This window comes from Alistipes sp. UBA1686 (assembly GCF_002320215.1).
GTDB lineage: Bacteria > Bacteroidota > Bacteroidia > Bacteroidales > Rikenellaceae > Alistipes > Alistipes onderdonkii.
In genome coordinates this window covers 216,571-229,249 of the sequence record NZ_DCKA01000018.1, presented here as the reverse complement: position 1 = coordinate 229,249, position 12,679 = coordinate 216,571, and the positions used below count along the sequence as shown (strand labels likewise).

Genomic DNA, 12,679 nt, shown 5'->3' with positions numbered 1-12,679 from the left:
ATGAAAAAATTACTGAGCATAGCCCTGTGCCTGATCGCCGTCGGCGGTTTCGCACAGAAGGGAAAGACGAAGATGGCGGCCGACTTCTACGGCGTGGATTACAGCTGCGTGAGCGTCATCGGGGCCAACGAGCAGCCGGCCGAGTTCATCAAGGCGTTCGAGGCCATCAACCGCCTCTTCCTCAGCGAACCCAAGAAATACGACGTGGCCGGGTTCACCGGCATCGACATCCTCTCGACCAGTGTCGAACAGGCCAACGAAGCGTTGGGCGGCCTGGCCGCCGAGCAGTTCATGCCCCGCAGCACGAAGGCCGACATCGCGGCGCAGCTCCCCGAAATCCTCGCCCGCTACGACAACGGCTCGGGGAACAAGGGGCTGGTGTTGATAGCCACGACGCTCGACAAGGGCAACGGCATCGGGTACTACACGGCCGTGCTGTTCGATCCCGCCACGCAGGAGGTTCTGCTCCAGATGGACATGGCCGGCAAGCCCGGCGGGTTCGGCCTGCGCAACTATTGGGCCGGCTCGGTATACAACGCCCTCAAGAAGCAGGGTAAATACCTGACCAGGTAGGGGGGGGGTACCCCGCACCGACACACCCCGCACGGCTTCGTGCGGGGTGTGTCGTCATAATAGGCAAAGAGCGCCCGGAGCGGGGACACGATCCGCACCGGCAGGAAACCCTGTACGCCGCCGGATAAAAACGCCCGGGAGGCGGACTTACCCGGCAGCCCCGAAGCGGGCTTCCGGGCATCTCCCGGGCGGCGGATATTTCATGCGCGCATCGTCGAGCACCAACACCCAGTCGTTCCCCTTGCCGCAGGTCGGGGGCGTGAAGGTCACCGTCGCACCGGCATCCCGGCGGCGGAATTCCCCGATCCGCAGCGGGCGCCCGCTGCGGACATCGTACCACCAGGCCACGATCCGCTTCCCGGAAACCCGTCCCAGGTCGACGGCAAACGGCCGTCCGCTCTCGGAATAGACCATGGCATAGGTGCCGAGGCTGTCGCGGGTAGCCGTACAACGCCCGTGCCCCCAGCCAGCATCCCCGGCGATAACGCCCTGATCGGGAATACGGCGGAAAAACGGACGGCTCTCGATAAGTTCCCGCCCATAGCACACCTGATAAGCCCCGGGCAGCGACAGGGATTCGCGCCAGCTCCGCACGGGCCCCGTGACAGGCGCATACCGGCCGGGTTCCCACATCTGCCATACGGCATGGCAGCCGTAGGTATGTCCGCAGGCTCCGGAAAAGACCTCGTGGTAGAATGCCCGCCGCACATGCAGGGCTTCGGAAGTGCCGTATTTTTCCCGGTCGAAGTCGATCGGATGTTCCTCGTAGATCGGCTCCCCGTCCAGCACGGGTTTGACGGGCCGCCGGGCATAATCGCGGGCGATGCGCTCCCAAAGGTCGAAATCGTAGGCATGGCCGTTCTGCTGCATGTTGAACGCGAGCCACGGCTCGTCGTGCAGCCAGTCGCCCGAAGAGGATTTCCCCCACGGATGGTAGGTAATCAGGCAGGCCGAATAATCCTCGCGGCCGGCGACACCGCAGGCGATGCCGCGGGCGAAGGCCCGCAATATCGGTTCGCGCCCTTCGGGAGGACGGTCGCCACCCAGTATCCAGATGATATTCCGCCGGGTGCGGTAACGCTCCCCCAGATAGCGCCCGAAAGCCTCGGCACGCCCCCCCGTTGTGAAGATCTCGGGCCCGGGGCCCCATTTGAGGCAGAACTTGTCGCCCCATGCGGGCAGCAGGCCGATGACCAGCCCCAGCGAGTCGGCCATGGCGACCACTTCGTCCACATACGTGAAATAACGCTCGTTGGGCCGGGTGAACCCCGCATCGGCAAACGGCAGGTCGCCGTAGGCATTGGGGACGCGCAGCCCGTCACGTTCCGCGAGGCAGACGGCCTGTATGACCGTGAACCCTTTCCGGGCGCGGTCTTCGAGATAGAGGCGCGCCTCTTCGCGCGTGGTACGGTGGAACAACTCCCACGCCGTGTCGCCCAGATAGAAGAACGGCCTGCCGTCGGCATATTGCAGGTAACGCCCGCCGGGATGCACGACGATGCGCCCGCGGGAGAAAGGCCGGGCGCCAAGGGGCGCAGGTGCAAGAAAGAGCGCAAAAAACAGGAACGCAAATAATTTCCCTATAAAAAACGATTTCAGGCGACGACCGGAAACAAAACGGCAGTCGGGGCCGCCTAAGGCGACCCCGTGCCGGAGTGGCGGCGAAGCCGGGTTACAGCCCCTCCTTCGAGAGCAGCTCCGACGTGTCGATACGCACCTGCGTCGTCGTGAGCTTGTCGTTGAGCGCATAACGCGTCGGGTCGGAGATAGTGACCGGCAGGGAAAAATCCTTATCGGCATTCGCCTTCAGATAGGCGATGTCGACCGTGAGGAAAAAAGTCGCATCGCGTTTCCTGTCGGGGCAGCTCACCGAGGAAGGCAGCGTGTATGCCCGGCCCGGCAGCAACACAGTCCCGTCCAGGGGAGTGCTGCCCACGGAGACGCTGACCGTGTAGGCCTGCAACTCGGCCAGCCCGGCGCGGTAGATGCCCAGGAAAATGTGCACCTTCCCCGCCTGCGTGTCAATGCGGTAATTCTTGTTGGACTGCTGCGCCGTCCCGTCGTTGGGCACAGTATAAGGGGTGTAGCCGGCCTGCGGCATATAGATCACCGCACTGCCCCAGGGCCTTTCGCTGTCGGCTTTCTGGCATGAGGCTGCGCCGCATGCGAGGAGCAGCACAGAAAAGAATATAACAATCTTTTTCATAGTTCGATATTTTTCGGTCTACCAACCCGGATTCTGGTCGAGTACCCCGCCCGATTTTACGATTTCGGCCTGCGGGATCGGATAAAGGTTCATTTTCGGGGCCTCGAAGATGCGTTTGGCCACTTCGAACGGCGTGTAGGCAAAGCCGTCGCCGCTGCGGGTCACCTTCACGCCGCGCAGGGGCCGGTTGAGCACCGTCCCGGCATCGTCCCAGCGCCGGAGATCCCAGTAGCGATGGTCTTCGAAGGCCAACTCGATGCGGCGTTCGTGTTTGATGGCCGTGCGCATGGCGGCCGCATCGCCCGGGTCGACATCGACCGGGGGCATCCCCACCCCGGAACGGGCACGCACGGCATCCACGGCGTCGCGCGCACTCATCCCGTAGCCGTGGGCGTCGTCCGGGCCGTAGGCTTCGTTCATCGCCTCGGCAAAATTAAGCAATATTTCGGCATAGCGGAAAACGATCCAGCTGCGAAGCCGTTTGTCGTCGTTGGTGAGGTTCAGGTTCTCATTCAGGAACTTGCGCAGGTAATACCCCGTGGGCGAAGCGTTCTGCCGGGCGGGGTCGTCGGCGCCGCCCGCATAGATTTCGAGCGTGCGCCCGTTCCACGTATCGCCGTTGCGCAGGACGGTGGCGTAGAAGCGCGGGTCGAGGCCGGCATAGGCATCGTCCGTATCCTCCCCCGTGGATTCATAGGCTTCCACGAGGTTCTGCGAAGGGCAGATACCCGTACCGCCGCCCTGCGTGCCGATAGGGTAATTCTTGCGTTCGAACTCGTTGGTCGCCCCCATACGCACCGCCCAGATGGTCTCGGGGCTGGTCGTGGAGGTTTCGGCGACGAACAGCCCGCCGTAATCGGGATGCAGGGAATAGATGCCCATGTTGATCACTTCGAAGGCCGCAGCGGCAGCGGCAGCCCACTTGGACTTTTCGCCCGAGGGATTGAACTGCGGGCTGGCGGCATAGAGCAACACCCTCGACTTGAGGGCCAGCGCCGCGCCGCGGGTGATCCGGCCCGACTTCTCCTCGAGGTTCTCGGCCCGCCAGTCGACGACCAGTTCGTTGCGCACCCCTTCGATCTCGCGCAGGATGAGGCCGACCACCTCGTCGAACGTGCCGCGCGGAAGATTGGCCTCCTTCTGGTCGGCATACACGCGGTCGATGAGGGGCACCCCGCCGTAACGCTTGGCAAGCTCGAAATAATAATAGGCTTTCAGCACATGCGCCTCGGCGCGCAGCCGCTGCACGTCGACGATGTCGCGGCGGTAGCTGTCCAGGCCGTTCGAAGTGAGCGTGTCGCGGTGCATACCGAGGATATACCTGTAATCCACCGACTTATCGAGGTAGTCGTGCGCCGCATAGATGCCGTTGTAATAGCTCGTATAGCAATCGTCGGGGTTGTAATAGGCGCTCCAGCTGCCTTCGTTGAACCGCTGCGTGGAACTGAACGTGGTCACGTATTGCGCCTCGTCGGAAACGGCTGCGAAGAGGTTGCCGTCGATCGCCGTGAACCCGTAGGGGATGTGTTCGTAAACGCGGTAGCCCCAGTCGAACATCTGGTAACGGCGCGTGGCCATCATCTCGTCCGTCAGGTTCAGGTCTTCCTTGGTGTCGAGCGCATCGCACCCCGCCAGGGACAGCGAACAGAGGAGGACGCCCGCGAAAAGGATTTTCATATTTTTTCGTATCATGGCAGTCGTGTTTAGAAGGTTACGGTCAGTCCCAGATTGTAGGATTTCAGCGCCGGGTGGCCGGAAAGGATTTCGGGGTCAATGTCGTAGTCGCGCATCAGCTTGCTGACGGTCAGCAGGTTGACACCGCTCAGGTAGATGCGGATCTTCGAGATGCCGGCCTTGCTCAGCGACGGCTGCGCGAAGGTGTATCCCAGTTCCACGTTGCGCAGCTTCAGAAAGTCGCCGCTGCGCTTCCAGAGTGTCGAATTGCGGTAGTTGTTGCTGTTGTCCTGCAACGAAAGGCGCGGATAGGTGGCCGTAGCCCGCGTGTCGATGCCCTGTTCGGGATAGTAGGCCCAGCGGCCTTCGGCAATCCCGTATACGTTGCCGTTGTCGCGGAACGCCACGTTCTGCAAGGGCGCATCGAGCAGGTTCACGTCACGGCCGGCCGCCCCCTGGAAGAGGGCGAAGAGGTCGAACCCCTTGTAGGACGCCGCCAGCGAGAACGAGTACTGCAACTTGGGCAGGTACGAGTCGCCGATGGCCGTCTGGTCGTTCTCGTCGATGACCGTATCGCCGTTCAGGTTCTTATACTTGATGTCGCCGGGCTGCACGGCACCGAACGTAGGCTTGGGAAGCCCCTCCCTGAGTTCGCCGCCGACGTCGAAATCGTCCCAGTCGTAGAACCCGTCGGCCACATATCCGAACAGGGCGTCGAGCCGCCGTCCCGTGCGTGCCGCGGTCGGCACGGTCACGACCTCGGCCATATAGTCGACCTTGTTGCTGTTGTAGGAGGCCATGCCCGTGAGCGCGTAATTGAAATCGCCTATGCGGTCGGCCCAGGAAAGCTGGACTTCGAAGCCCTTGTTGGTCATCCTGCCGATGTTGCGGTAAGGCGGATTGTCCACGCCCGAGGCACCGGGGATCATCCAGTCCTGGGTCACGATGCCCGATCGTTTTTCGAGGAACAGGTCGACGTTCAGGGACAACCTGTTCCACAGGCGCAGGTCGATGCCGGCGTCGTACTTCAGGCTCTTTTCGGCAAAAATACCGGGGTTCGGGAGGTAGGACAGCGCCGTTCCCCCGTGCCACGTGTGCTCGGAGTTTCCCGTATTGAGGCCGCCGCGGCCGGTATAGTAGCCCTCCCAGAGGTAACGCATCTCGCCCATCGGATCCCAGCCGTTCTTACCGACCGAAGCCCTGAGCTTGAGCAGATCGACCATGCGGCTGTCCCGCAGGAAACGCTCGCGGGAGACGATCCAGCCAAGGCCGAGCGAGGGATAGAACCCCCAGCGGTTGCCGGGCCTGTAATTGTCCGAACCGTCGGCGGCGAAGGAGAAGGTCGCCACATAGCGGTCGTCATAGGCATAGTTGACCGCCCCGTTGACGGTCATGTGACGGTATTCGACCATCTTGCCGGCAGCGCCGTTCTGCGAAAAGTCGGTCTTGTAGATATTGTAGAGTATCCCGGCCGAGGCGGAGACCACATGCCGCCCGAACGTGCCGTCGTAGCCGACCGTGGCATTGTAGTGCTGCCACGTCCACTGGTTCTGGCCGCTGTCCTCGCCACGGGTATAGGGGGTGTCGTTATCGGTGGTCTGCTGCACCCCGTCGAGCCAGCGCGAATAGTTGCGCGTGTTGCTCGCACCGTCGCGCGTCCAGCTGCTCAGCGACATCGCCTCCGAAAGGTAGAGCCCCTCCACGAGGAAATCGAGCCGCTCCCTGAGCTGGAAATTGGCCTGCAGGGTACGGTCGTGCGTGGAGTTGCGCCCCAGTGCCTTGATCGAGGCCAGGGGGTTGAAATTGTAGATCGGGGTACCCGTCCACGTCCCGTCGGGGTTGCGCACGGGATAAACCGAGCTGGGGTATTTGGCAAGGTCGTTCCACAGGTCGCCCGCGGCGCGGTTGGGGTAACGGCGGTCTTCGATCCGGCCCCCGACATCGACCTTGGCCTCCAGGAAACCGAAGAGGTTCATATCGAGGTTCGTGCGGATATTGTAGCGGTCGATGCCTGCGTTGGCCAGCGTGTCGTTGGTAGGCGTGTCGTAGATTCCCCGCTGCCCCATGTAGCCGAACAGCACGAAATAGCGGACGGTCTTGTCGCCGCCCGAGACCGACACGTCGGCATCGGTATAGGGCGTGGCCTTCTTGGTGACCTCGCGGTACCAGTCCACGTCGGGCAGTCGGGCGACCTGGTCGGCCGTGTAATAGGGTGTCCAGACGTTGCCGTTGTCGTTGCTCAGCGCCTCGTTGTAAAGCCGGGTATAGTCGCCCGTACGCAACGGTTTCTGGAGGTTCATGGGCTGCTGCACGCCGCCCCGGACATTGACCGTGACGCGCGGGCGGCCGATACGGCCGCGCTTGGTCGTGACCCAAATCACGCCGTTGGCGCCCCTCATGCCGAAGGGAGCCAGCGCCGCGGCATCCTTCAGCACCTCGATCCGGTCGATCTCGGCAGGCGAGAGAAACTGGAAATAAGCCATATTGGTCTGGAAGCCGTCAACATAGACCGGCAGCGACGAGTTGTTGTAGGTCGCCACGCCGCGGATACTGAGCGTAGCGGCATCGTAGCCGGGTTCCCCGTTGGTCTGCGACACGACGAGCCCCGGGATACGTCCGTAAAGCATGTTGTTGATATTGGCCGAGGGGATGGATACCTCGTCTCCCGTCATGGAAGAGACGGACGAAGTGACCAGCATTGCCTTCGTGCGAGCCGATGTCCCGGGGATCACATATTCCAGGGCCGCACTGTCGGGCTGTTCCGCAGCCGCGGTATCCCGGGCGGAAACCGGGCCGGCACCACCGACGGCCAGAACCGCGAGTGCCGCGCCTCCGAGAAACACACTTTTCATATGGTTGGGATTCATGTAATTCTGATTTTTTCGGTAAACGATTGTGTATGGGCGGATCAATATCCGGGGTTCTGCACCAGATAGCCCTTATTCACCTCGCTGAGCGTAAAGGGCGAAAGGGACATGCGCTCGTGCCACGTGTATTCGGGGACATAGGAGGGCTTGCGCGTGTAATTGGCGAACTCCTCGGGTTTGCGGGGGTTCCACGACACGCCGGCGGCCTGCGAGAACTCGAACTTGTACTTGGCCCCGCCGACCATCGACGCCCCCTGCTTCCAGTGGCGGGCGTGGGGATACCACTGGTTCTCCTCGTAGAATTCCACGGCCCATTCGCGGTGGATGCTCTGCCGCAGCCGCACCCGGTCGGTCTGCGTTTCATCGGGAATGCCCCCGCGCCTGCGGATGTCGTTCAGGTAGCGCAGCGCCATGGTCGGGTTGCCCTCCTCGTTGTAGGCCTCGGCGATATTGAGGTAAAACTCCGCCATGCGGTAGATCGGGAATTCGAACCATTCGCGCGAACCGGCTTCATACCAGAATTTGATGTTCTTGGCACAGCCGTCCTGCCACTTGTATTCGAGCTGCCAGTTCTGGTACAGATCCCAACGGCTGTTGCCGGTATTGTTCTTGGGGTTGACGCCGTAGAAATAGAGCGACGCCTGCGCGCGGGGTTCCAACTCTTCGGCCTTGTCGCGGTATTCGCCGGCCGGGCGCCAGTCGTCCACGCCCGCCCACGTCTGATCCGTACCGTCGGCCTTGCGGTACTGGCAGAGCTGACCGTAGCCGGTGCCGCGGTACTGCCCCAGGTCGTGGCCGGTGTGGGTCGGCATGAAGGTGTAGTTCTTGTAGATGCCGTTATCGTCGGCCTCGCGCTGCTGCTTGTAGGCCAGCAGCACCTCGCGGTTCGACGGCGTGCCGACGGCCGTGCCGTAATCCTTGATGGGGTCGCCCGTGTCGATCAGCTCGAAGCCGTTGGCCTTGCCCCAGTCGATCACCTCCTGATTGGCCAGGCGCGCCGTTTCCCAGCGCTTGGCATCGTAGCCCCCGAGCCAGATCATCTCATTGTTCGCGGGGTCGGCCATCTGCATGTAGGGGGCGTCGGCATTGAAGAGGGGACGGGCGGCGTACATCAGCGCTTCGGCCTTGACGGCCAGCGCCACGCCCTTGTTCACGCGCCCCAGCCAGTCGGCCGGCCAGCGCACGCCTTCGAGTGTCGCGGCGGCCGCGTCGCACAGCCCGACGATGAAGTCGAGGGTTTGCTGCACGGTAGAGCGGGGGCGCACGTCGACCGTGGTGAGCGTCGATTCGACCAGCGGCACGCCACCGTAGCGCTTGAGCATCTCTACGTAGCGGAAAGCCACCAGCACCTGCATTTCGGCCTTGACGATGGCTTTGTCGCGGTCGGACATGTCGGCGACCTTGTCGATGTTCTCGTACACGAGCCACGCCTTGCGGATGTAGGCGTAGTTGTTGGGGAAATAGTCGTCGGTATAACCGGCGCCGTTATTCTCGTTGTTGGCCAGCATACCCGCCACGACCTGCTTGTCCATGTATCCCCATGTCAGGCGGCAAAGGTCTTCGCCGCCCATGATGGCTTCGGTCGTCTCGTAGGGCATGATCGGGGAGTTGTTCCACACCAGTACGGGCAATCCCGAGGAGAGGATCGTGGCGTAGGCCTCGGCGATCGCCCCCTCGGCGTTCTTGGCCGTGCTGAAGACCTCGTCCTGATCCATGCCCGTCACTTCGGGCTTCTCGATGAACCAGTCCTGGCAGGACGTAAGGCCGGCCGCCAGCAACAGGCCGAGAAGCGTATAAATGGTCTTTTTCATAAGGCTGCGACTTAAAATTGGATGTTGAAACCGAAGTTATACACGCGCGTGAGCGGGTAGATGATGCCTTCGGACGTACTGCCGTCCTGCACCAGCTCGGGGTCGATGCCGTCGATCAGGTCTTTGCCGCCCCAGGTACAGAGGTTGTTGGCATTGACGAATACGCGGATCGAGCCGATATGCGCTTTGCGCATCCAGCGGGCGTTCCGGAACGTATAGGCCACCTCGACGTTCTTGAGCTTGATATGGTCGGTCGAACGGAACCAGAAGGCATTGTTCTGGTTGTTCTGGCTGTTGGCCATATTCACGGACATGCGCGGGAAGGTGATATGCTTGCCGGCGGCATGGCGTTCGGGCGTCCAGCGGCCGTTCATATAGCTCAGCGGCGTACCGTTTCCCTGGGCGAAGGGCGTGATGAGGTAGCCGTTCATGTTGAACGTCCCCTGCGCCGAACCGGTAAGGAGCGCGGATATTTCGAACCCCTTGTAGCCGAAGCTCAGGTTACTGCTGAACGCGAAGCGCGGGACGTTCGAGAAGCCCGTCGGGGTGATATCCTTGTCGTCGATGATGCCGTCGCCGTTGACGTCGATGATACGCAGGTCGCCGCCCTGGACACGGTTGCCGTCGATGGCATTGTAGGGATGGTTGGCGACCTCCTCGGGCGTATTGTAAAAGCCTTCGTTGTAATAGGCCTTGTACTGTCCGTAGGCGAAGCCCGTTTCGTTCATCCAGGCGTACATGTAGGAGGGCTCGGCCTTGTAGTCGATCTTGTTGACGGCATAGGAGACCTGTCCGCCCACTTCATACCAGAAATCCGTGCCGACGTTGTCGCGCCACGAGACCTGTATCTCGTAACCCCGGTTGCTCATGCGCCCCACATTCACGGGCGGCAGGGCGTCGCCGCTCAGGCCGATGATGCCCGGCGTGACCCCCAGTTTGGTGAGGATGTTGTTGCGCTTCTCCTCGAACAGGTCGACCGTGACGGAGAGCCGATCGCGGAACATGCGCACCTCGGCGGCGATGTTGTACGACTCCTTCTTCTCCCACGTGACGTCGGGGTTGCCTGTCGACTGTTCGTATTTGCCGGGGAAGGCCGGGTTATTGACCGAACCGTTCGATGAGCCGAAGAAATACCCGTCGAGCGGAGTGCCGTTCCAGGGGCCGTAGCTGTGGCTGCCCCAGGTACCGGGCAGGAAAAGGAAGCGGTCGCCGCCGATCTCGCTGTTGCCGGTCTGCCCGTACGAGGCGCGGAACTTGAGCCACGTGAGGATGTCGTTCTTCGGGAAGTAGGGTTCGTTCGACACGACCCAGCCTACCGAAACGGCCGGGAAAAACCCGAACCGCTTGCCGGGCGCGAAGTTCTCGGAACCGTTGTAACCCATGTTGAATTCGGCCAGGTAACGCTGGTCGTAACCGTAGGTGACACGCCCCACCACACCGTAATAGCCGCGGGGGACGTTGTACTTCAGCCCGGGCGAGGTGTAGCGTTCGCCGGTGACGAGCGCCATGGCCGTGACGGCGTGCTTGCCGAAATCGCGGCTGAAGTCGATGCCGGCCTCGACATAGACCTTGCGATTTTTGCCCCAGCCGGTCTCCTCGTAGGATTTGGCATTGTGTTCGCCGCCGTAATAGAGCAGCTCGGCCGGATCGGCGGGGTTGCGCGTGATCGAATAGACGGGCAGGTTGGGGGTGACGCGCAGCGTCTTGGTAAAATAATGGTCATACGACAACGCCCCGCGTACGGAAAGCCCTTCGACGAGGTAATCCATCCGGTGGCGGATGCGGATCGAGGTATTCAGACTGCTCTGGTTGATGCGCGCCTGTGCCTTTTCGAGCATGTAGGCGATCGAGGATTTGCCCCATGCGCCCTTGTTGCTGTCCATGATCGTACCGCCGGCATAATCGGTGATGATGCGGCCGTCGGAGACGCCCGGCGCCGAGAAGGGCGGGGCTTCGTAGATGTTGAGCATCAGGTCGCGGTAACGGCCCCACATGTCCACGCTGCTGTTGCGGTCGGTGATGATCTTCGTCTCGCGCACCTGCCCCGAGAGCGAAACATTGATCTCGGTGAGCGGGATGATGTTGAAATCGAAGTTGGTGCGGAAATTATATTTGTGGCTGCCCGAGTTAGAGGCCGCATCGCTGAACCCGAAGTCGTTGGTGAGGCTCTTCTGGTTGGAATACCCCACCGAGGTGAAGAAGGCCACCTTTTCGGTACCGCCGGAGATATTGACGCTGTACTGCTGCTGGGGCGACACCCCGGCGTCGAAAATCCGCTTCATGTAGTCCGTACTGCCGTAATAGATGGCGGGGCTGTCGAGCAGCGCCTGTTTCTGTTCGGGCGAAAGGTGTCCCATCGCCTCGACCTCGGAGGGCGTATAGTCGCGGTTATGCCGGAATTTCCACAGTTCGTCCTGCGAAAAGACCTTGATGTCATCGGGCTTGCCGTCGTTGGCGAACGCCTCGTTGCGCAGCACGGCATAGTCGTAGGAATTGACCAGGCTGGGCAGGGTCGTCGGGGAGGTGAAGCCGACATTGGCCGTGAACGAGATTTTCAGGTTGCCTTCGCGGCCGCGCTTGGTCGTCACAATGATGACGCCGTTGGCACCGCGCACGCCGTACACGGCGGTCGCCGAAGCGTCCTTGAGCACGTTGACGTTCTCCACATCGTTCGGGTCGAGCATGTTGAAGGCCGTCATGTCACGCACGATGCCGTCGATGACGATCAGCGGATTCTGGTCGCCGGCATACGTCCCCACGCCGCGCACGCGGATCGTGGACTCCTCAAAGCCGGCCTCTCCGGTCTTCTGGACGGCGGCCATACCGGCGATACGCCCTACGAGGGCATTGGAAATATTGGTCACGGGGGAGCGCATCAGCTCCTTGCCCGACAGCTGCCCGATGGCGCCGGTGACGGTCTCCTTCTTCTGGGTGCCGAAGCCGACCACCACCACATCGTCGATGCTCTGGACATTCTCCTCGAGCACGATGCGGATATCGGTCTGGGTTCCTACGGGCACCTCCCGGGTGGTATAGCCGATAAATGAAACTGTCAACGTCGCATCCTTGGCCGCCATGACCGTGAAACGCCCGTCGAGGTCGGTCACGGAGCCAGTCTGGGTTCCCCTGACGACCACTCCGGCCCCGACGACCGGCATGCCCTGCTGGTCGACGACCGTCCCGGAGACCCTGGCAGGGGAGACGTCCTGCGCACCGGCGCCGAAAGCGACCGGCAGGACGAGCAGCAGAGCCAGCCCGATCTTCGCGAATCTGCGCAGGAGCCCCGGCACATTCAAATAATGGTTCATTTTCATAGGTATTTAGGTTGTAGTTGGTTGATTGCGTCCCGCGGGGAGAATCGCCGCCGCGGGACAGGCCCGCACTGAGGTTCACCGAGAGGGCCGGATCACAAAATCGAAAAGGTCGGAGCGTCTTTTTCTTTCATAGGCTGATAGGTTTGGTTATGCTTCAGGATTTTCGTTACAACAAATTTAGGAAGACGGAACAGGGATATAAAGAACGGATTTATCATTTATTTGTCCGTTTTC

The 12,679-nt window shown here is 61.7% G+C and carries 7 protein-coding genes; 1 reads left to right on the top strand and 6 read right to left on the bottom strand.

Features of this window, described 5'->3' with window-relative positions:
• Positions 1–573, top strand: a complete 573-nt coding sequence (locus B3C38_RS08880; RefSeq protein WP_286726734.1) for a hypothetical protein — start codon at positions 1–3, stop codon at positions 571–573.
• A 147-nt stretch (positions 574–720) separates the two neighbouring features.
• Here B3C38_RS08880 and B3C38_RS08875 read toward each other — a convergent pair whose 3' ends face one another.
• The 6 genes from B3C38_RS08875 to B3C38_RS08850 all read right to left on the bottom strand — a co-directional run bounded on the left by B3C38_RS08875 (position 721) and on the right by B3C38_RS08850 (position 12,445).
• Positions 721–2,067, bottom strand: coding sequence for a glycoside hydrolase family 140 protein (locus tag B3C38_RS08875; protein WP_286726732.1), 1,347 nt, complete (start codon positions 2,065–2,067; stop codon positions 721–723).
• A gap of 178 nt (positions 2,068–2,245) precedes the next feature.
• Complete coding sequence (locus B3C38_RS08870; protein ID WP_286726731.1) at positions 2,246–2,779, bottom strand: hypothetical protein; 534 nt, start codon at positions 2,777–2,779, stop codon at positions 2,246–2,248.
• A gap of 18 nt (positions 2,780–2,797) precedes the next feature.
• On the bottom strand, positions 2,798–4,456 hold the full coding sequence (locus tag B3C38_RS08865) for a RagB/SusD family nutrient uptake outer membrane protein (RefSeq protein ID WP_286726730.1): 1,659 nt from the start codon (positions 4,454–4,456) through the stop codon (positions 2,798–2,800).
• A gap of 26 nt (positions 4,457–4,482) precedes the next feature.
• On the bottom strand, positions 4,483–7,305 hold the full coding sequence (locus B3C38_RS08860) for a SusC/RagA family TonB-linked outer membrane protein (protein WP_286726728.1): 2,823 nt from the start codon (positions 7,303–7,305) through the stop codon (positions 4,483–4,485).
• Between the two features lie 56 nt (positions 7,306–7,361).
• Positions 7,362–9,131 (bottom strand): RagB/SusD family nutrient uptake outer membrane protein, encoded by a 1,770-nt coding sequence (locus B3C38_RS08855; protein ID WP_022333254.1) that lies wholly within the window; start codon positions 9,129–9,131, stop codon positions 7,362–7,364.
• Between the two features lie 11 nt (positions 9,132–9,142).
• Positions 9,143–12,445 carry a SusC/RagA family TonB-linked outer membrane protein gene (locus tag B3C38_RS08850; protein ID WP_286726727.1) on the bottom strand — a complete coding sequence of 1,101 codons (3,303 nt, stop codon included), beginning with the start codon at positions 12,443–12,445 and terminating at the stop codon, positions 9,143–9,145.
• Between the last annotated feature and the right edge of the window lie 234 nt (positions 12,446–12,679).

Excerpts from the sequence above, each read along its gene's own strand:
- B3C38_RS08880 (WP_286726734.1), top strand. The coding sequence starts at position 1 with ATGAAAAAATTACTGAGCATAGCCCTGTGCCTGATCGCCGTCGGCGGT.
- B3C38_RS08870 (WP_286726731.1), bottom strand. The coding sequence starts at position 2,779 with ATGAAAAAGATTGTTATATTCTTTTCTGTGCTGCTCCTCGCATGCGGC.
- B3C38_RS08865 (WP_286726730.1), bottom strand. The coding sequence starts at position 4,456 with ATGAAAATCCTTTTCGCGGGCGTCCTCCTCTGTTCGCTGTCCCTGGCG.
- B3C38_RS08860 (WP_286726728.1), bottom strand. The coding sequence starts at position 7,305 with ATGAAAAGTGTGTTTCTCGGAGGCGCGGCACTCGCGGTTCTGGCCGTC.
- B3C38_RS08855 (WP_022333254.1), bottom strand. The coding sequence starts at position 9,131 with ATGAAAAAGACCATTTATACGCTTCTCGGCCTGTTGCTGGCGGCCGGC.
- B3C38_RS08850 (WP_286726727.1), bottom strand. The coding sequence starts at position 12,445 with ATGAAAATGAACCATTATTTGAATGTGCCGGGGCTCCTGCGCAGATTC.